The sequence below is a fragment of the Bacillus sp. FSL M8-0049 genome (assembly GCF_038593355.1).
GTDB lineage: Bacteria > Bacillota > Bacilli > Bacillales > Bacillaceae > Bacillus > Bacillus safensis.
In genome coordinates, this window is record NZ_CP151986.1 from 3,219,784 (window position 1) to 3,239,232 (window position 19,449).

Below are 19,449 nucleotides of genomic sequence, written 5' to 3' on the forward strand. Positions count from 1 at the left end.
GCTTTTTCTTTATTTTTTGATTCTAACAGCCGTTTCATATTTGTCCTTCCAGTACGTACTTGTTTTCATATTGGTTAAGACAACACCGTTTGAGACAGTCACATGAATGACTTGATTGGATCCTGCATATATCGCCGGCATCAATGATGTTCCGCTGAAGAAGACAAGATCTCCCGGCTGAAGCTCAGAACGTTTCACAGGTGTACCTGCTTTGACTTGACCTGATGCATAGCGGGGCAGCTCAATGCCAAGCACTTCTTGATACACGTACTGCGTGAACCCTGCTGTATCAAATCCTTCCTTTGGGTTCGTACCGCCTTTGACATAAGGGACTTCACCAATATACGTAGCGGCTTTTGATACGATAGGGTCCTCTTTCGCAAGCTCCAGATCTGTTAACCGTTTCGCACCTGTCCATTTCTCGCGCCAATACGATTCAGACAAATAAGAAATTGTCACACTTTCAGAACGGCTCGCATGAATAAAGCGGTCGCCTCCAATATACATACCTACATGAGAAATTCCGGGCTTATATGTGTTGCTAAAAAAGACAAAATCCCCAGGGCGGATATCGTCTAATGCCACTGTTTCTCCAACGATCCACTGCTGTTCAGCACTTCGAGGTAAATAGATTCCAAGTGATTTTTCAAATAAATACTGTAAAAATCCTGAGCAGTCGAATCCAGTCTTTGGATCTGCTCCTCCAAATTCATAAGGAATTCCTAAATAGGTCAGCGCATCTTTCACAAGAGGATCATCAGAAATTTCTTGCGTGCCGGGCAGGCGTTTGACCGCATAAAATCGGTCTGTCCAATATTTGCTTTTGCTGACATCCGTTTTCACCACACCTTGACTAAGCGTGATGTGGATGACCTGATTGTTCCCCGCGTACAACGCCACATGTGTTGGGATATCCTTTGTTTCTTCAAGGCTTCGGAAATACACAAGGTCACCGGGCTGCGCTTTATCCCATGATACCTTTTTTCCAATCTGATATTGGTCGATTACCTTCCGCGGCAAATCAAATGTTTCGGATGTCTTGTACACATATTGAATAAACCCAGATGCATCAAAGCCCGTTTTTGGATCGGTTCCTCCTTTATGATAAGGTGTTCCAATCAGCTTTTCCGCTTGCTCCAAAAGAGATGGTGTTTGAGCAGATACCGCTGATTGAGACATGAACATCAGCCCTACAAGCGCACACCCTCCTATCAATATTCCTTTCCATTTCATGATCCTTTCCCTCCAATCTTCTATAGTTTCGGCTTGACACCTTTCATTTTACACCCTTTTTCGACAAAAAAAGAGCACGCGATGTGCGTGCCCTTTATCCTTTTTAGGTTATTTACCTGCTTCCGCTTTTGACTGCTTTTGCTGTTCAATTTTCTGCATTTCAACCGAAATCTTTTGTTTTTCGTGATCTGTCAGACTGTCACTAAATTTAAAAGCAGACATAAAGACAAAGACTAAAATTAACGCAACAAACGGCCAGCTTGCTTTTAGGAATTTCATTTCTTCTCTTTCCCTCCGTTTTCTTTTAAGTTTTTAACTTTATCAGCGTGATCTACTTCAAAGAAAATGTGTCCGTCTTTTTCTTTCCAATCCGCATTCGTTCCATTGGTCAGCATACGGATAATGGCTTTTGATTCTAGAGATCCTGCTTTTACTGGAGCAGGTGTTGCTTCTTTGATGTACATTGGGACAACTTCAAATGTCGCTTTTCCATCTTCATTCAGATGATACTGAACAAGTGCAGAATCACGTGTTCTTGACCAGCCTTGGTCAAAAATAAAGTTGCCTAGGCTATAGAAAATCGCTGTTCCGTTATAGACTTCCATTGGTTCAAGGACGTGCGGGTGGGCACCGATAATGATATCAGCTCCGGCCTTAGACATCGCTCTTGCCAATTCTCTTTGTCTGTCGTTTACTTCATTGTTGTACTCCTGTCCCCAGTGAGCATGAACAACGACGAGATCTGCCTTTTCAGCAGCCTGCGAAATCATCGGAATAAAGATAGATGGATCGGCTGGCAGAATACCCGCCTGGCGATTCGTTGCTTTGAAATCTTTCCCATACACATCTGTAAAACCAAGTGTAGCAATTTTGACACCATTTACTTCTTTGTACGAAATGTTCTGCTTCGCATCTTGGAGGTTACGGCCTGCACCTGTATAATCCATGCCATTTTGTTCAAAGGCATTGATCGTGTTGTTCAGCCCTTTTTCACCATAGTCTGCCGCATGGTTATTCGCAAAGTTTAAGACAGAGAAATTTAAATCCTTCAACGCTTGGACAGAATCTTCATCTGTTTTTAAATGAATATTCTTTTGGGCTGCCTGTTCCTTATCTGATGCGACAGGATGCTCAAAGTTACCTGTCACATAATCTGACACATCAAAATATGGCTTGGCATAACGAAAGAGATGCTCTTTTCCATAGCGTTCTGTTACTTTCTCTACGTTTCTTCCAAACATAATGTCACCGACAAACGAAGCGGTCAGGATGTTTTCTGGATTCTTTTGTACAGTTGGCACTTGTGCTTTCCCGATAAACGTAAATAGAAATGTACAAGCAATGACGATCGGTAAAGCAATGAGTACGTGTTTATTCGTCTTTTTCTTTTGATTCTTTGTGATTTTCAGCAGCTTTTCCTGAAAGCTCAATTTTTTATTCATCATTGGACACACCTTATCTTAAAATAGATAGTAAACATACATGATGGCAAATGTTGCACCACTTAGAAGTAACGTGCTTCCAAGGGTAATCGTAAGACCTTGCTTTTGAATCGTATTTGCAATCAATCCAGGGACGATGATTCCGATTCCGCGGAATTCTGCTATTTCAAATGGGACCACTGGATAGAAGAAATCAAATATCAGCTTTAAGGCAATCCCTGTAATCAGCATCGCAGCAAACTTTCTGCGTCCGTATAAAATCATGAATTTTGATAAGCCAAAGCGAACGATCACATACGTAAGCAAGCTGACAGATAAGACGATTAAAATGAAGACTGGCTGGTTAAATACGAGCGCCAGATAACCCGGGACAACAAGTCCAGCTGGTACGATTCCTGTTTTTTCTGCAAAGATTAAACTAAGTAGAACACCTAAAATTAACGAGATATAAAGATCTGATCCGAACATTTTCTATATTTCCTCCTAGCTGACAAGCTGCTTAATTTTGTATTCTTGAATTTTTTCGATTAACGGTTCAGCGGCACCATGGATATTGCCGACTCCATAAACCACTCGATTATGAAGCTTTTTCTCAAGCATATTCATAATTTCTTCTGTAGATTGATATTCAAGGTTGTGTAAGTGGTCAGCCGGAATTTTCCCTTCCTCATATGCCTTCACAATTGGATCAGTTGTTTCACCAATTAAGACAAGATCACTTGCTTCAATATATGGAAGTACATCCTCCGCAAACTGGATCGTTCTATCTACCCGATCCGCACGGCAGTTCATAATAATAATCGGTTCATCTGTTGGATATCCAATTTCTTTCACACGCTTCCAAATGTTCAATGTAGATGCTGCGTCATTTGCCGCAAACCCATTTACAAAGTGTCCAGGTGTTTTCGCATCCATTAATGGGAGAATTCTCATCGCACCTGGATCAGGCGGCGCATTTAACATTCCTCTGAATGCCGTATCTTCATCAATCCCTAATGCTTGGGCAACACCAAGTGCAAGTGAAGCATTATCTGGGAAAACCATGTACTCAAATTTCCGCAAAAACTCATCGGAAATCTTGGAATTATCCGCAACAATGACTTCTGTGTTGCGTTTTTTCGCAATCTCTTTAAAGAAATCTGTATATTCACTATCCGTAATAACCAAGTGTCCATTGTAAGGAATTGTCGCTGTAAAGGCTTCTGCTATTTCATCAAGTGTCGGCCCCATAACGTCCATATGGTCTTCAAGAACGTTTACGATCACACCAATATTTGCTTGAAGCAGCTCTTCCTGAAAGATAATTTGGTAATCTGGATTTACCGCCATACATTCACTGACGATGGCATTTGCTCCTCTTTCAACTGTTTCTCTCATAACTTCTTTCTGCTCTCCGATATTCGGTCCTTGCGGTTTCCTTTTAATCGGTTTCTCCTCTGGCGTATCCCAATAAATCATTCTTGCATCCGTTCCCGTTGTTTTACCGACAGTTTTATAACCTGCCTCCATTAAGATACCGGTTGTCAATCTTGTGACGGTAGACTTTCCGCGAATACCATTAATATTGACGCGCACCGGCAGGGCATCGATATTTTTCTGATGACGCTTCTTTTCAATAAAGCCAATCCCTAACATGATGACACAGGCTATAACGATTAACCACATCGCTATCTACATCTCCTTTTTTTATGAGTGTGATATGTAAATTCAATCAACAGTATATCTGTTCAGCATAAAATCACAATCGGTATTATGTAACATAATCTTTCACTTCCTCGTATGCCAAATTCCTCTAATCAGAAGGCTTTTTTGCCTATCCATCCTTTAAATGAAAAGGCCAAAAGGCGTACAAAAATCAATCTGAATTTCTGCTGAATTCATGAGAAAGCGTTACCATCAATGATCCGAAAATCTTTTGTCCTTTTCTCCCTAAATTTTTTGACAATTATTAAGATGTATTTTGAATCAATGTTTTAAAGCCCGCTCTTCTCTATAACATCAGTCATATCAGCGCTTTAAATGAATAGTGCGTGTTTTGGAATGTTTTATATTTTTGAACGAACAGGTTAGAAAGTCATCCTCATTGGTCAGATTGCTATGTGTTGACCTATGACAAAGGTCACCTCTCAAAAAATCAAGTTATCTGCTTATTTTCAGGTCACAAAAAATTGGGATAAGATGTAAAAATTTAATCATTTCGTTATGGTTTCTCATTACGAGATTCGCTCCTTATGACCTAAACAATGAAACATTATTCATTTCTTTTTATCAAGATTCATCATTTCTTAACATTTTTAACAAGATTTTAGTTGAAAGGTGTTCAAAATTGTCGGATCATGTCATGCTTTCCCCAAAAATGACGAATAAAATTCGCTTCTCGGCTTACACTATGCTTAAAAATCTGTGAGAGGAGGCTAAAGATGCCAAACACCAATGAGCAAACACGCCTGCATTTTTTATCAGGCAGCTTCGAGGAAAAAATCCGTATCCTGAAAAAAACATTTCAGCAAAGCGGCGATTTTGAGTACCGAGAATTAATGGTGAATGAAACGAAATCTGCACTGTTTTTTATTAAAACAAGAATAGATGAAGGAAAACTAAATGATTTCATTATCGGTAACTTGTTAGGCTCTCCTGGAAAGCAGAATTATATAAAATCTCTTAGCACACTTGAAACAGGCGACTTGACACTGATCACAGACAGTATTATTGCGGGAAGTATTGCCTTTCTTGATGAAAACTCCTCGCAAATCAAGCTATTTGCTGTCGGACAGCCGCCGCTTCGCTCTATTTCTGAACCTTCTTCTGAAAGTATTATCGCGGGTGCACATGACGGGTTTGTTGAAAGCCTTGATACCAATATCTACTTACTGCGTTCGCATTTAAATGATCGGAAGCTCGCCATTCAATATCATAAGGTCGGTACAAAATCGGAAACAAAGCTTGCAACGGTTTATATATCTGATATTGCCAATCAAGAAAAGGTAGAAGAAGTCAACAGACGGATTTCTTCTATTAAAGTAGACACACTGATAAGTCCTGGCTCTATCGTTGAGGCAATTGAGGAAGATTCATATTCTATTTTCCCGCAGCTGATTGATACAGAACGTCCGGACAAGGTAAGATCTGCGATTCTTGAAGGCAGAATAGTCGTACTCATGGATGGCAGTCCAATGGCCATCATTCTGCCTATCACGTTCTTTAGTTTTTTTCAGTCGCCAGATGATTATAACAGCCGCTGGATTCCTGCTACGTTTATTCGTATTCTTCGTTATCTTGCCTGCATCATCGCAGTCATATTGCCATCTTTTTATATTGCTGTTATTGCGTTTCATTATGAGGTTGTACCAGATGAACTAGCCATTACGATGAAGAACTCTATAATTGGCATTCCCTTTCCTCCATTGATAGAGGCCATACTGATGGAGATCACAATTGAACTTATACGTGAAGCTGGGGTGCGTCTGCCTAAACCAATCGGGCAGACCATTGGCATCGTAGGAGGTTTGGTTATTGGGGATGCGGTTGTACAAGCAGGACTTATTTCGAATGTCCAAGTCATTGTAGTCGCTGTGACGGCTGTCGCTTCATTTGTACTTCCGTCGTTTGAAATGACGTCCACCATCAGGATGCTCCGTTTCCCGCTCATGTTTATGGCATCGATGTTTGGATTTATTGGCATTTCATTTGGGCTCGCCATTATTCTCATGAATTTATGCCGCCTAGAATCACTAGGGGTGCCATATTTATCACCTGTTGCTCCATTTAACTGGCAGGATTTAAAAGATACGGTAGTTCGACTCCCAATGTGGATGTACAAAAACCGCCCTGTTTATTTAAACCCGCAAAAAGACAAACAAATTGAACAACTGAGAGGGTGGACAAAGAAAAATGAAAAATAAAATATCTCCACCTCAAGCTGTTTTTTTTATCATCCAGTCTCAAATTGGTGTTGGAATTTTAGCGCTCCCCCATTTGCTGATGAAAGACATGGGACACGATGGCTGGATGGCGATAATTGTCGCGTGTTTTTTTATCCAGATTATCAATACCATTTTTCTTTATATCATCTACAAGTATCCAGAAACGTCATTTTTCCAAGCGCTGATTGATGTCTTTGGAAAATGGATCGGACGCGCCTTGGTCGTACTCTATACATTATACTTTGCCTCGGTTTGCATCGTAGTCCTTTCTATATTCACAAGGATTCTTGGCATATGGGTGCTCCCGCTCACACCAAACTGGGTGATTAACCTATTACTGATGATATGCATTATCTATATCGCAAAAGAGCAAATTACAGCCATTGTCAGGTTTAACTTTATTTTGACTCCCTTTTTGCTCATGCTCTCTCTATTGATGTTCTATGCATTGAAAGGAACCAATATTGATTACCTCCTGCCTTTTTTCCAAACAGATATCTCTCAATTTCAGCTTGGATTGAAGGACGTGGTGCTGTCAATGAATGGATTTGAGATGATTTTAATTATCTCTCCACTGATGAAGGGCACCATTAAGGAACGATATAAAGTGATGACCATTTCAAATATATGCACGACGCTTTACTACCTATTTATTACATTGATTTGTTTTATGTTTTTCAGCCCGGCTGAGCTTGATGTGATCCCGAATCCTGTTTTGTATCTATTAAAAACCATTACATTCGGTGTCATTGAGCGCACGGATTTAATTTTTCTGAGCTTTTGGGTCTTTGTCATTTTAGCCACACTGAGTAATTATCTGTACTTTTGTGCAAATGGTGTGTCCAGTATGCTGAAGAAAAAAAATCACAAAAAATATGTCTACTATTTTGCCATTTTGATTTATGCTGCAAGCTGTTTTCTTTCAACTGATAACTTTAGAATTCAGCGCTTTAATGACTTTACCACCGTTGCACAATATTCATTTATTTACACACTTCCGATCATGATGGCCATTATCATCTTTATCAAACACCGCAAAAAGAAGGTGAAATCACATGCATCATAGGTACATGTTGACACTGCTTATGTGTGTTTCCCTCATTTTCATGCCTGGCTGCTGGGATCAAAACCTATTAAAAGACATCTCTCTCGTATTAACTTCAGCTGTTGATCAAGGAGAAGATGACAATGCGAGATATTCGATTACCTATCGAAAGGTGCAGCAGTCTCAAAGTATGCAGCAAGGGAATTCTGGCAGCTATTTAACCACTGTTCTCACAACCGATGCGCCTACTTTAAGAAAAGCAAGAAGCAACTTTAGCCGGAGTGTAGACCAAAAAATTGATATGTCGAAAATGAGGGTGCTGCTGATCGGTGATGAATTTGCCCAAAACCGGCTGCTTCCTTACTTAGATATGTTTTATCGCGATCCCAAAAGCCCTTTGCTCGCAAATTTGGCAGTGGTGCAAGGGGGGAGCTGTGTGGACTTAATCAATTCTCTGCTCAAGGAAAAACTCATTGTGAGCGACTATTTAAACAACCTGATCACTTCCGCATCACGCTCCTCTCAAGTTGCACCTAAGAACATTCAAAATATCCGGTCCAAAATGCTGCAAACCGGCGAGGATTTCACACTGCCGTTACTCTACTACGATAAGTCAAAAAAGTTAACGAGTGTGAGAGGGGTTGCCTTATTTGATAATGAGAAAAAGAAAGGTGAACTGTATGCACAGGATGCCATTCTGCTCACCATTATGGATGGAAAAATGGGCAGTTATGCAAACTTCACGAAAAAAGTAAGAAGTGATATGAAATCAAAGGAGAACAATTACATCACCATTCAAGTAACGGATTCAAAGAGAGACATAAAAATCGTCAATCCTGATCATCGAAACGTAACCTTCTCTCTTGACTATGAATTCACCACCTCTGTTCTTGAATATCCGAAAGACAATTTAGATACAGACAAGAAAATCGAAATGTTAAATAAAAGGCTGTCAGCTATTTTTACAAAAGATGCCGAAAAAGTCATTGCAGCCCTGCAAGAGGCGAATTCTGACGTCCTCAGCCTTGGCAGAAAATATCGGGTCAGACACTATGATGAATATATGAAAATGAACTGGGTCACCGATTATCCGAAGGTGAAAATCATTCCAAAAGTGAAAGTGAACATTACACAAACAGGTATCATTAGTTAAGAAAAGGAAGAAGCCATCTTTCTTTTCTTTTTTTATTTTTTTAGATTGTCATTTCGATGCTTTCATGATAATCTATGTGTGTAAACGGTTACACATTCATGAAGGGAGGCTCTCCATTGGCTACAATTAAAGATGTTGCAAAAGCTGCACAAGTGTCTGTTGCCACTGTTTCACGCGTGCTCAATGATACTGGATATGTTCATTCAGATACGAAAATCCGCGTGACACAAGCGATGCAGGAGTTGAACTACTTTCCCAATGAAGTGGCTAGATCCCTTTTTAAAAGAGAATCACGCTTAATCGGCTTAATCTTGCCTGATATCACAAATCCCTTCTTTCCTCAGCTTGCTAGAGGCGTTGAGGATGAGATTCATGCGCACGGTTTTCGGTTATTATTCGGGAACAGTGATGAAGATCGAGCGAAGGAAATGGCTTACTTACAAACCTTTAAACAAAATCAAGTAGTCGGTGTCATTGCGGTCACAAATGAACCTGAATCAGATATATACAATGATGATGATCTACCTGTTGTGTTTTTAGATCGAACGGTCCCACATGCACCTTCTGTTTTTGCAGATGCTGCAGCTGGCGGGAAAATGGCGGCAATGGAATTAATCAGACGCGGCAGCCGGCAGATCACACTGTTAAAAGGACCTGCCCATCTGCAAACAGCGCGGCAGCGATTCAAAGGCGCACTCGATGTTCTCACGGAAACAGGCGTCGACTTTCATGTGATGTCAAATGCTTCATTTTCCTTTCAAGAAGCCCGAAAAAGCGCCAAGGCCCTTTTCCAGCTGTACCCTGAAACAGATGGGATCATTGCCAGCAATGATCTCGTCGCAACAGCGGTCATCCATGAAGCGCTTCGGATCGGAAAAGCCATTCCAGGAGACGTTCAAATCATTGGATTTGATGATATTCCGCAAAGTGAGCTGCTCTTCCCTTCCTTATCGACCATTAGGCAGCCCGCCTATGAGATGGGAAAAGAAGCGGCACAGCTGTTAATCAAAGCGATTCAGAAACAGCCGATAGATCAACCAGTTATTCAAATGCCCGTCTCTTTTATTGAACGAGAGACCACAAGAAAGGTGGATTCACAATGAGTCATATTGTTGTAGTAGGAAGCTGTTCAATGGATTTAGTCGTCACATCAGATAAACGGCCAAATGCCGGTGAAACGGTTTTAGGCAAATCGTTTAAAACGGTCCCAGGCGGGAAAGGTGCCAATCAGGCAGTCGCAAGCGCCAGACTCGGTGCAGATGTATACATGGTCGGCCGAGTTGGTGATGACGCTTATGGTCAGGATATTCTCAGCAATTTAGAAACACAAGGTGTCCGCACCTCATATATGAAACCGGTTACTGAAATGGAGAGCGGCACAGCTCATATCATTTTAGCAGAAGGTGATAACAGCATTGTTGTGGTCAAAGGGGCAAATAATGAGGTCACTCCTGACTATGTAAGAGAGGCCTTTTCTACAATTGATAATATCGGGATGGTTCTCATCCAGCAGGAAATACCTGAAGAAACGGTCGAAGCGGTCTGCGCCATTTGCAGTGAAAAAGAAATCCCTGTCATTTTAAACCCTGCACCAGCCCGCAAAGTATCGCAGCAGGTTTTAGAGCAGGCTGCTTACATTACACCGAATGAACATGAAGCTGTTCTAATGTTTGATGGTCTGCCAACCAGTGAGGCCTTGCGTCAATACCCTAACAAATTATTGATCACAGAAGGAAAAAATGGGGTTCGATATTTTGATGGAACGAAAGACGTGTTGGTTCCAGGCGTTCCTGTCGAAGCAGTCGATACAACAGGAGCTGGCGATACCTTTAACGGAGCCTTGGCTGTCGCTCTAACAGAAGGCAAATCCCTCTATGACGCACTTGCCTTTGCCAATCTTGCAGCATCAATGTCCGTCACAAAGTTTGGCGCACAAGGCGGCATGCCAACAAGAGAAGAATTGGAGAAAAAGAAATGAAAAAAAACGGCATCCTAAACAGCCATATCGCCAAGGTGCTTGCTGACCTTGGCCACACAGATACAATCGTCATCGCAGATTGTGGTCTCCCTATCCCAGAAGGTCCAGTCAAAATCGACCTGGCATTATCAATCGGCACACCATCCTTTCAGGAGGTCACCTCCCTCCTTCTTCAGGAAATGGCCGTTGAAAACATCACTGTAGCTAGTGAAATCAAAGAAGCCAATGAACGAGATCATTTATTTCTTAAGAAAGCGCTCTCAAAATCGTTACATGAAGTAGACCACGAGACGTTCAAAGACATGACCAAACAGGCAAAAGCAGTCATTCGAACGGGTGAAGCCACCCCATACGCAAACTGCATTCTTCATGCCGGTGTCATCTTTTAAAAGGAGGAGCCAGATATGAACATAGAGATGCATAACATCCATAAGGCTTTTGGAAAAAACACCGTTCTCTCCGGGGTCTCCTTTGACCTCGTCACAGGTGAAGTCCACGCACTCATGGGTGAAAATGGTGCGGGAAAATCAACTTTAATGAATCTGCTTACAGGTCTTTATTCTTTAGATCAAGGAACGATACAAATCGACGGAAAAGAAACCGCTTTCAAAGATCCGAAGGAAGCGGAACAGCACGGCATCGCCTTCATTCATCAGGAGCTTAACATATGGCCGGATATGACCGTCTTGGAGAACCTATTCATCGGGAAAGAAATCTATACGAAACTCGGACTGCTAGATACTAAGAAAATGAAGACTCTCGCCCAAACGCAGCTGGACCGTTTGTCTGTGAATCTCTCACTTGAACAAGAGGCAGGCAGCTGTTCTGTTGGACAAAAACAGATGATTGAGATTGCAAAAGCATTAATGACCGATGCAAAGGTCATCATCATGGATGAGCCGACAGCAGCTCTTACGGAACGGGAAATCGAGAAGCTCTTCCAGATCATTGAATCTCTCAAAAAAGAAGGCGTTTCCATTGTCTATATTTCTCACCGTATGGAGGAAATCTTTGCAATCTGTGACCGGATTACGATCATGCGTGATGGGAAAACGGTCGATACGAAAGCCATACCTGAAACGAATTTCCATGAAGTCGTCAAGAAAATGGTCGGCCGTGAATTGACAGATCGATATCCCGAGCGAACGCCTTCTACAGGAGACATTGTCCTTGAGGTGAAACAAGCAACGAGAAAAGGACAATTTCAAGATATCAGCTTCTCAGTTAAAGCTGGAGAAATCGTTGGTGTTGCAGGCTTAATGGGTGCTGGCCGGACCGAAATGATGCGGTCGCTGTTTGGCCTTGATCCTCTTGATCAAGGAGAAATATGGGTTCATGGAAAAAAGGCTGTTATTAAAAAACCAAGTGATGCCGTCAAGCTCGGCATCGGCTTTATCACAGAGGATCGCAAGGATGAAGGATTGATGCTTGATGCATCCATCCGAGAAAACATCGGTCTGCCAAACTTAAAAAGCTTCTCTCCAAAGGGATTGATTGATAAGAAAACTGAACAGGATTTTGTCGACCTGCTCATTAAAAGACTGACGATTAAAACGGCTTCCTCTGACATCTCTGCCCGAAGCCTGTCTGGTGGAAATCAGCAAAAAGTCGTCATCGCCAAATGGATCGGCATACAGCCAAAGGTGTTGATTTTAGATGAACCGACACGAGGTGTCGACGTCGGAGCGAAACGAGAAATCTATCAGTTAATGAATGAATTGACCGATCGAGGCGTTGCCATTTTAATGGTCTCCTCTGAACTCCCAGAGATACTCGGGATGAGCGATCGAGTGCTCGTCATTCATGAAGGAACCATCAGCGGAGAATTAGACAAAACAGAAGCAACGCAGGAACGAATTATGACACTAGCTACAGGAGGGAAGTAACATGAAACCACTTACTTCAAATGGACGATTTGATCACATCATGCAAAAGCTTGGGCCATTCTTAGGACTCATCATCCTTGTCGCCATTGTTTCTATTTTAAACCCGGCCTTTTTAGAGCCATTAAACATCTTAAACTTACTGAGACAAATCTCCATTAATGCCCTCATTGCCTTTGGGATGACATTTGTTATTTTAACTGGAGGCATTGATTTATCTGTCGGTGCCATTCTTGCACTGTCCAGTGCCCTGACTGCCGGCTTTATCGTTTCTGGCATGGACCCAATTTTAGCCATTATTGTCGGCTGTATCATCGGTGCCGTTCTTGGGATGATCAACGGTCTTTTAATTACAAAAGGAAAAATGGCTCCTTTTATCGCAACGCTTGCCACGATGACGATTTTCAGAGGTTTGACACTCGTTTATACAGACGGAAACCCGATTACTGGGCTTGGCTCTAACTATGCCTTTCAGTTATTCGGCCGCGGATATTTCTTAGGCATTCCTGTTCCAGCGATCACGATGCTTCTCACCTTTATCGTACTTTGGGTACTGCTTCATAAAACACCTTTCGGCAGAAGAACATATGCCATCGGCGGGAATGAAAAAGCGGCTCTCATCTCAGGAATCAAAGTACCGCGCGTGAAAATTATGATCTATTCATTAGCAGGCTTCATGTCTGCCTTAGCAGGTGCGATCTTAACATCTCGTCTAAATTCAGCGCAGCCAACAGCTGGTACGTCCTATGAGCTTGATGCCATTGCTGCCGTCGTACTTGGCGGGACAAGCCTGTCCGGCGGAAGAGGACGAATTGTCGGCACACTCATCGGGGTGCTCATTATCGGTGTCCTGAACAATGGTATGAACTTACTTGGTGTTTCATCATTCTATCAATCTGTTGTGAAAGGGATTGTCATCTTGATTGCAGTCCTGCTAGACAGAAAGAAATCTGCTTAAGGAGGCAGCTGCTATGAAAAAATATCTTATTCTCATCCTGACTCTCTCTTTGTTTCTGCTTTCTGCCTGCTCGCTTGAACCGCCGGAGTGGGCCAAGTCATCTAAGGATGGCAAGAAAAAAGACATCAAAATCGGTCTGTCGATCTCGACATTAAATAACCCATTCTTCGTTTCTCTGAAAAACGGTGTGACAAAAGAAGCAAAAAAGCTTGGCATTGAAGTCGTGATTGCAGATGCACAAAATGATTCAGCTAAACAAACAAGTGATGTAGAAGATTTAATTCAGCAAGGTGTCGACGCATTGCTCATCAACCCAGCGGATTCATCTGCCATATCAACCGCTGTCGAATCAGCAAACGCTTCAGATATACCTGTCATCACATTAGACCGCTCAGCCGAAAGTGGAAAGGTAGAAGCACTTGTCGCCTCAGATAACGTCAAAGGCGGAGAAATGGCAGCTAAATTTATCATTGACAAGGTTGGCAAAGGAGCAAAAGTCGCTGAATTAGAAGGCGTACCAGGCGCTTCCGCTACACGTGAGCGTGGAAAAGGATTCCATCAAATAGCGGATAAAGATCTAAAAGTGACAGCAAAACAAGCTGCTGACTTCGACCGGACAAAAGGACTGAATGTCATGGAAAACCTTCTTCAAGGAAACCCTGACATCAAAGCCGTTTTTGCCCACAATGATGAAATGGCTCTCGGCGCACTAGAAGCGATTCAAAGCTCTGGGAAAGACATTCTTGTCGTTGGCTTTGACGGCAACGAAGATGCACTCAGCTCGATCAAAGCAGGAAAGCTCTCTGCAACGGTTGCGCAGCAGCCAGAGCTGATCGGTCAACTGGCAGTCGGTGCTGCAAACGACGTATTAAAAGGGAAAAAAGTACAAAAGAACATCGCAGCTCCACTCAAACTAGAACAGAAGAAATAAACAGAAAACCCCCGATATCCCTCGGGGGTATTTTTCTATTACTGTGGTCTTTTCAGCACAAATGACGTGCCTAAATGGGCATAATCATTACCTGCTAGGCGAGCGACTGGTTTCAGTTCATTAGTAGAAACATAGCCTTTTTCTGCATCATAAACAGCCTCATCTAAATGTGCACATACAACCCGGCCAATGATATGATCAACTGTGATCTCCCCTTCATCATTTTGAAAGGTCAGATGTTTTTCCAGCTGACATTCAAAACGAATGCGTGCTTCCTTGATCCCCGGCACCGAAATGACATGACTCTCTACTTGATGAAGTCCGGTGCGATCCAGCTCACTCTCTTCCCTAGGCAGAGTAGCAGCTGTTTCATTAATATCTTCTATCATGCCTGCATCACTCACATGAACGACAAACTCTTTCTTATCGATGATATGCTGCGCAGTATCTTTCATCTGACCATCACGTCGTCCGATAGAAACCGCAATGAGCGGCGGGTGTCCGCTGATGACATTAAAGAAACTAAATGGTGCGGCATTGACGACATTTTCTTTAGATAGACTTGTAATAAATGCAATCGGTCTTGGAACGATAGATCCAGATAATAATTTATATGCCTCTTTTCGTGACAGCTGATCCAGTAGCAATGTAATCAATTCAGGTACGCCTCCTTTTAATGTAACGACATCATACCATACCCCTTTCTCTATACCTCTTATTCCAGCTCGGTGCGATGCAGGATATGGTGGACCAAATGAAATAAAGCAGGATTATGATTTTCACGCCTATAGGAAATCGTCCATTCCGCTAGAAGCTGTTCATCCTCAATGGAGCGATATACAACATCCAGATTAAATAAACGCCGGGCTGATTGTGGAATCACTGCAATACCGATCCCTGCTGTGACAAGGCCAATGATCATTTGATATTCCGCTGCTTCCTGCACGATATTTGGAGAAAATCCGTACTTTTCACATAGCAGGATAAAGTGCTGATAAAGGGACGGCCATGATTCCTGTGATAAAGAAATAATCGGTTCATGACGGATATCTTCAATTGTGACCGTCTCTTTTTTAGCCAATCGATGATTTTTTGGAATCGCAAAAATACATTCACTCTGCTTCATCAAACGACTGACTAATTCTTCATGCGGCGATGTAGGGTGTAAAAAACCGATATCAATCTCACCATTTAAAAGTGCCTCTAGCTGCTGCGGAACGGAAAGCTGCTGCAGCTCAATACTGACAGAGGGATACAGCTCCCTAAATTCACGTACAACGGGCGGCAGAATATCATATGTCGCCGTTCCAACAAAACCTATGATGATTTTCCCCAGCTCTCCTCTTGCTGTATGACGTGCATGATCAACGGCTTTATCAAGCTGCTGCAGCACTCCCCGAACCTCCTGTAAAAAGACCTTTCCAGCTGCTGTTAGCTCCACCACCCGCTTCGACCGGTGAAATAAAGGAAAACCCAATTCTTCCTCAAACTGCTTAATTTGCTGACTAAGTGGAGGCTGTGTCATATTCAACCGCGCGGCTGCTCTGCCAAAATGCAGCTCCTCCGCTACTGTGACAAAATACTGCAAATGTCTCAGTTCCATCCTTTCACTCCTCACACACTTATTCGTGAAACATATCAAAACTACGTTAAACATATATTGGAAAATTTATTTTATGAAATGTATAGTAAATCATATCATGAAAATATATTTTCATAAAAAATTTTACTTGCCGAAAGGAGTGCGGGGTAAATGAAATCTCAAGCACAACCCCTAACAAGACGAGGAGCAGAGTTGATTGTTGATACGCTGATTGCTCAAGGTGTGACCCATGTTTTTGCGATTCCAGGTGCAAAAATTGACGCTGTATTTGATGTATTAAAAGACAGAGGTCCAGAGCTTGTCCTATGCAGACACGAACAAAATGCAGCCTTTATGGCAGCCGCTGTCGGACGTTTAACCGGCAAACCAGGTGTTTGTCTCGTCACATCAGGTCCTGGTGCATCTAATTTAGCAACAGGTCTATTAACAGCCAATACAGAAGGTGATCCTGTTGTCGCAATCGCTGGGAACGTCATTCGTGCAGATCGTCTGAAACGAACACATCAATCACTCGACAATGCGGCATTATTCAAACCAGTCACAAAATATAGCGTTGAAGTACAAGACGTAAACAATATACCAGAAGCATTAACAAATGCTTTTCGCGCGGCACAAAAAGGGCAGGCTGGAGCAGCATTTATCAGCTTTCCACAAGATGTCGTGACAGAACACACCACACAAACACCAGTGTCTGCTCACCCTTCTCCAGAATTAGGTCCTGCACCAGATGCTCTCATCAGTTCGGCTATCGCCAAAATTCAAAATGCACACTTACCTATTGCGATTGTGGGAATGAAAGCTAGTCGTCCAGCTGCTGCAAATGCCACAAGAGCATTATTAAAAACACTTGGTATCCCATTTGTTGAAACGTACCAAGGAGCCGGCGTTCTCTCAAGAGAGCTCGAGTCTCAATATGTAGGCAGAATCGGCTTATTCCGTAATCAGCCGGGTGATCTTCTCATTGAACATGCAGATGTCCTTTTGACCATTGGCTTTGATCCAATTGAATATGATCCGAAGCATTGGAACCTTCAGCCGCAGCAGCGTCAGATCATCCATGTTGATGACATGCAGGCAGATATTGACCATTTTTATGAGCCAGCGCTTGAGCTTGTAGGCAATATTTCTGAAACCGTCAAACATCTAGCGCATGACAGTGTTCCCCTTTCTCTAAGCAAAGAGAACATAGAATTAGTCACTGAATTACAGGAGCTATTAAGCGACATTGAAAAGACACCAGAAAGAGAAAGTCATCGATCTCACCCGCTGGATGTCATTCATACATTGAGACGTCTGATTCCTGATGACACGAAGGTCACGTGTGATATCGGATCTCACGCGATTTGGATGTCCCGTCACTTCCGCGTCTATGAACCGAACTCATTCCTGGTGAGTAACGGCATGCAAACATTAGGCGTCGCATTACCATGGGCAATTGCGGCTTCTATCATGAATCCAGATGAAAAGATTATCTCGGTCTCAGGTGATGGCGGTTTTCTCTTCTCCGCAATGGAGCTAGAAACAGCAGTCCGGAAGAAAACAAACCTCGTTCACCTTGTTTGGAACGACAGCACATACGACATGGTCGCGTTCCAGCAGGAAATGAAATATGACCGTACATCCTGCGTTGAATTCGGGCAGATCGATTTAGTGAAATATGCGGAAAGCTTTGGAGCGACTGGACTAAGGGTCAACTCACCTGAGGAGCTTTCAACCGTCCTTCAAAAGGGTATAAACATAGAAGGACCCGTGATTATTGATATTCCGATTGACTATCAAGACAACCCTGACCTCGCCAGTCAAAAATGGCCAGAAGTCTTTCGCAAAAAACATGCAATGAACGTCAGATAAGACTTCGATACATTACATTAAAGGAGTGAGCGGTTATGGGTATGATGCACCCAATGAATCAACAGAATGACACAAGACAGCATGACAAACAGCAAGAGGTCTATCAAGTATCGACAATGACCTCCCTGCTGGAAGCCGTATATGATGGAGATTTCTCCCTCGCACATATTCCTGAACACGGTGATTTTGGCATCGGTACATTCAATCAATTAGATGGAGAGCTGATCGGCTTTGACGGCGCATTCTACCGGCTGCGCTCGGATGGAACAGCGACACCGGTCACCAATCAAGATTATTCACCATTCTGCTCTCTAGCATTCTTTGAAACAGATATCGTTCATCGAATTGATGCACCTATGACATCCAAAGAGCTGGAAGAAGAAATCGACCGCATTTTACCAAGTAAGAATATCTTTTATGCGGTCCGCATTGATGGATCTTTCAAAAAGGTTCAAACACGTACGGTTGAAAAACAGGAAAAACCTTACGTTCCGATGGTAGAAGCAGTCAAGTCTCAGCCTATTTTCGACTTTGAGGATATTCAAGGTACGATCGCAGGCTTCCGTACACCGCAGTATGCACACGGCATTGCGGTGAGTGGATATCATCTTCATTTTATTGATGAAGATCGAAGTGTTGGCGGACACGTATTTGATTACACCGTTGATCAAGTCACCATCCGCATTTCTCAAAAACGCCATATGAATTTACATCTGCCAAATACGCAGGAATTCTTCCAAGCAGACATTGATCGAGCTGACCTTGCACAGCAAATTGCCAGTGCAGAAAGCAGTCCAGATCAATAAATGAAGACACCCCGGTGAGCCCGGGGTGTTTTTTTATGCATAAAGACGATTTCCACCCCGTGATATTTTCGTTTCGATAGCAAATAACAAATTATCCATTCTATTCGTAATAAAATATGATAGAATATCAACAGAAGAAAGGTGGTTATACGGTGTCAAAAGACTATAGCATTCCAAACCTAACATTAGACGAAAGAGATAAACAAATTTTATCCCTATTACACGAGGACGGGCGCATGTCTTATACAGATCTCGGCAAACAGGTCGGTCTGTCACGTGTTGCCGTACAAGCCCGCATTCAGCAGCTCATTGAAGCAGGGGTCATTGAACGATTCACCGCTGTAATTAACCCCGCGAAGGTCGGCATTCATGTCTCTGTCTTCTTTAATGTAGAGGTAGAGCCGAAATTTTTAGAAGCGGTAGCCCTTCAGCTTGAAAAGGAAACGGCTGTCACAAGCCTTTATCACATGACAGGACCAAGCAAGCTGCATATGCATGGCATTTTTCAACATGAACAGGAAATGGAGACTTTCCTGACAAAAAAGCTATACCCGCTAGAAGGCGTTGTCAGTGTGGACTGCCAAATGCTCATTAAACGATACAAAAGCCGCATGGGCATGAAATTGTAGACAGGAGTTGAACC

General features: G+C 42.6%; 19 protein-coding genes. 12 read left to right on the forward strand and 7 right to left on the reverse strand.

What is annotated here, in order from left to right:
* Positions 1-9 precede the first annotated feature (9 nt).
* The 5 genes from NSU13_RS16625 to pgsB form a co-directional block, all read right to left on the reverse strand.
* Entirely contained in the window at positions 10-1,233 is a 1,224-nt protein-coding gene (locus NSU13_RS16625; RefSeq protein WP_046313026.1) for a C40 family peptidase, read from the reverse strand.
* A 108-nt stretch (positions 1,234-1,341) separates the two neighbouring features.
* Positions 1,342-1,512 carry a hypothetical protein gene (locus tag NSU13_RS16630; protein WP_087976066.1) on the reverse strand — a complete coding sequence of 57 codons (171 nt, stop codon included), beginning with the start codon at positions 1,510-1,512 and terminating at the stop codon, positions 1,342-1,344.
* A complete protein-coding gene (locus NSU13_RS16635; RefSeq protein ID WP_024426300.1) occupies positions 1,509-2,675 on the reverse strand; it encodes a CapA family protein in 1,167 nt (388 codons plus the stop codon). The genes NSU13_RS16630 and NSU13_RS16635 overlap by 4 nt, the downstream gene beginning before the upstream one ends.
* An 18-nt stretch (positions 2,676-2,693) precedes the next feature.
* A complete protein-coding gene (gene pgsC, locus NSU13_RS16640) occupies positions 2,694-3,143 on the reverse strand; it encodes a poly-gamma-glutamate biosynthesis protein PgsC (RefSeq protein WP_024426301.1) in 450 nt (149 codons plus the stop codon).
* 15 nt (positions 3,144-3,158) lie between these two features.
* Positions 3,159-4,340 (reverse strand): poly-gamma-glutamate synthase PgsB, encoded by a 1,182-nt coding sequence (pgsB, locus tag NSU13_RS16645; protein WP_024423670.1) that lies wholly within the window; start codon positions 4,338-4,340, stop codon positions 3,159-3,161.
* Positions 4,341-5,095: 755 nt separating this feature from the next.
* Here pgsB and NSU13_RS16650 point away from each other — a divergent pair.
* The 9 genes from NSU13_RS16650 (at position 5,096) to rbsB (ending at position 14,546) form a co-directional block, all read left to right on the forward strand.
* Complete coding sequence (locus NSU13_RS16650; RefSeq protein ID WP_034281169.1) at positions 5,096-6,577, forward strand: spore germination protein; 1,482 nt, start codon at positions 5,096-5,098, stop codon at positions 6,575-6,577.
* Positions 6,567-7,664: an endospore germination permease gene (locus tag NSU13_RS16655; protein WP_342489646.1), complete on the forward strand. Its 1,098-nt coding sequence runs from the start codon at positions 6,567-6,569 to the stop codon at positions 7,662-7,664. The genes NSU13_RS16650 and NSU13_RS16655 overlap by 11 nt, the downstream gene beginning before the upstream one ends.
* Positions 7,654-8,796 (forward strand): Ger(x)C family spore germination protein, encoded by a 1,143-nt coding sequence (locus tag NSU13_RS16660; RefSeq protein WP_034281174.1) that lies wholly within the window; start codon positions 7,654-7,656, stop codon positions 8,794-8,796. Before NSU13_RS16655 ends, NSU13_RS16660 begins: the two co-directional genes overlap by 11 nt.
* A gap of 116 nt (positions 8,797-8,912) precedes the next feature.
* Positions 8,913-9,899: a LacI family DNA-binding transcriptional regulator gene (locus NSU13_RS16665; RefSeq protein WP_342489647.1), complete on the forward strand. Its 987-nt coding sequence runs from the start codon at positions 8,913-8,915 to the stop codon at positions 9,897-9,899.
* A complete protein-coding gene (gene rbsK, locus NSU13_RS16670; RefSeq protein ID WP_024426306.1) occupies positions 9,896-10,774 on the forward strand; it encodes a ribokinase in 879 nt (292 codons plus the stop codon). Before NSU13_RS16665 ends, rbsK begins: the two co-directional genes overlap by 4 nt.
* Complete coding sequence (gene rbsD / locus NSU13_RS16675) at positions 10,771-11,163, forward strand: D-ribose pyranase (protein ID WP_034281179.1); 393 nt, start codon at positions 10,771-10,773, stop codon at positions 11,161-11,163. Before rbsK ends, rbsD begins: the two co-directional genes overlap by 4 nt.
* 15 nt (positions 11,164-11,178) lie before the next feature.
* Positions 11,179-12,660, forward strand: coding sequence for a sugar ABC transporter ATP-binding protein (locus NSU13_RS16680; protein WP_342489648.1), 1,482 nt, complete (start codon positions 11,179-11,181; stop codon positions 12,658-12,660).
* Position 12,661: 1 nt separating this feature from the next.
* On the forward strand, positions 12,662-13,615 hold the full coding sequence (gene rbsC, locus NSU13_RS16685; protein ID WP_024423678.1) for a ribose ABC transporter permease RbsC: 954 nt from the start codon (positions 12,662-12,664) through the stop codon (positions 13,613-13,615).
* A 13-nt stretch (positions 13,616-13,628) separates the two neighbouring features.
* Positions 13,629-14,546: a ribose ABC transporter substrate-binding protein RbsB gene (gene rbsB, locus NSU13_RS16690; protein WP_034281181.1), complete on the forward strand. Its 918-nt coding sequence runs from the start codon at positions 13,629-13,631 to the stop codon at positions 14,544-14,546.
* Positions 14,547-14,584: 38 nt separating this feature from the next.
* Here rbsB and NSU13_RS16695 read toward each other — a convergent pair whose 3' ends face one another.
* Together NSU13_RS16695 and alsR are read right to left on the reverse strand one after the other, a co-directional pair.
* Positions 14,585-15,202, reverse strand: coding sequence for a flavin reductase family protein (locus NSU13_RS16695; protein WP_065214862.1), 618 nt, complete (start codon positions 15,200-15,202; stop codon positions 14,585-14,587).
* Positions 15,203-15,261: 59 nt separating this feature from the next.
* On the reverse strand, positions 15,262-16,149 hold the full coding sequence (alsR, locus tag NSU13_RS16700) for an acetoin biosynthesis transcriptional regulator AlsR (protein ID WP_034281183.1): 888 nt from the start codon (positions 16,147-16,149) through the stop codon (positions 15,262-15,264).
* Between the two features lie 150 nt (positions 16,150-16,299).
* Between alsR and alsS the strand changes: the two genes are divergently transcribed.
* The 3 genes from alsS to NSU13_RS16715 all read left to right on the forward strand — a co-directional run bounded on the left by alsS (position 16,300) and on the right by NSU13_RS16715 (position 19,435).
* Complete coding sequence (alsS, locus tag NSU13_RS16705; RefSeq protein WP_217008699.1) at positions 16,300-18,000, forward strand: acetolactate synthase AlsS; 1,701 nt, start codon at positions 16,300-16,302, stop codon at positions 17,998-18,000.
* A gap of 35 nt (positions 18,001-18,035) precedes the next feature.
* Complete coding sequence (budA, locus tag NSU13_RS16710; RefSeq protein WP_024423683.1) at positions 18,036-18,806, forward strand: acetolactate decarboxylase; 771 nt, start codon at positions 18,036-18,038, stop codon at positions 18,804-18,806.
* Positions 18,807-18,958: 152 nt separating this feature from the next.
* On the forward strand, positions 18,959-19,435 hold the full coding sequence (locus tag NSU13_RS16715) for an Lrp/AsnC family transcriptional regulator (protein WP_024426311.1): 477 nt from the start codon (positions 18,959-18,961) through the stop codon (positions 19,433-19,435).
* The last annotated feature ends 14 nt before the right edge of the window (positions 19,436-19,449 follow it).

What these genes read in the sequence shown, in the direction of transcription:
- NSU13_RS16655 (WP_342489646.1), top strand. Translation starts at nt 6,567, where the DNA reads ATGAAAAATAAAATATCTCCACCTCAAGCTGTTTTTTTTATCATCCAG.
- NSU13_RS16660 (WP_034281174.1), top strand. Translation starts at nt 7,654, where the DNA reads ATGCATCATAGGTACATGTTGACACTGCTTATGTGTGTTTCCCTCATT.
- NSU13_RS16680 (WP_342489648.1), top strand. Translation starts at nt 11,179, where the DNA reads ATGAACATAGAGATGCATAACATCCATAAGGCTTTTGGAAAAAACACC.
- alsS (WP_217008699.1), top strand. Translation starts at nt 16,300, where the DNA reads ATGAAATCTCAAGCACAACCCCTAACAAGACGAGGAGCAGAGTTGATT.
- NSU13_RS16635 (WP_024426300.1), bottom strand. Translation starts at nt 2,675, where the DNA reads ATGAATAAAAAATTGAGCTTTCAGGAAAAGCTGCTGAAAATCACAAAG.
- NSU13_RS16625 (WP_046313026.1), bottom strand. Translation starts at nt 1,233, where the DNA reads ATGAAATGGAAAGGAATATTGATAGGAGGGTGTGCGCTTGTAGGGCTG.
- rbsK (WP_024426306.1), top strand. Translation starts at nt 9,896, where the DNA reads ATGAGTCATATTGTTGTAGTAGGAAGCTGTTCAATGGATTTAGTCGTC.
- pgsC (WP_024426301.1), bottom strand. Translation starts at nt 3,143, where the DNA reads ATGTTCGGATCAGATCTTTATATCTCGTTAATTTTAGGTGTTCTACTT.
- NSU13_RS16650 (WP_034281169.1), top strand. Translation starts at nt 5,096, where the DNA reads ATGCCAAACACCAATGAGCAAACACGCCTGCATTTTTTATCAGGCAGC.
- pgsB (WP_024423670.1), bottom strand. Translation starts at nt 4,340, where the DNA reads ATGTGGTTAATCGTTATAGCCTGTGTCATCATGTTAGGGATTGGCTTT.
- budA (WP_024423683.1), top strand. Translation starts at nt 18,036, where the DNA reads ATGGGTATGATGCACCCAATGAATCAACAGAATGACACAAGACAGCAT.
- rbsD (WP_034281179.1), top strand. Translation starts at nt 10,771, where the DNA reads ATGAAAAAAAACGGCATCCTAAACAGCCATATCGCCAAGGTGCTTGCT.
- alsR (WP_034281183.1), bottom strand. Translation starts at nt 16,149, where the DNA reads ATGGAACTGAGACATTTGCAGTATTTTGTCACAGTAGCGGAGGAGCTG.
- NSU13_RS16630 (WP_087976066.1), bottom strand. Translation starts at nt 1,512, where the DNA reads ATGAAATTCCTAAAAGCAAGCTGGCCGTTTGTTGCGTTAATTTTAGTC.
- rbsC (WP_024423678.1), top strand. Translation starts at nt 12,662, where the DNA reads ATGAAACCACTTACTTCAAATGGACGATTTGATCACATCATGCAAAAG.
- rbsB (WP_034281181.1), top strand. Translation starts at nt 13,629, where the DNA reads ATGAAAAAATATCTTATTCTCATCCTGACTCTCTCTTTGTTTCTGCTT.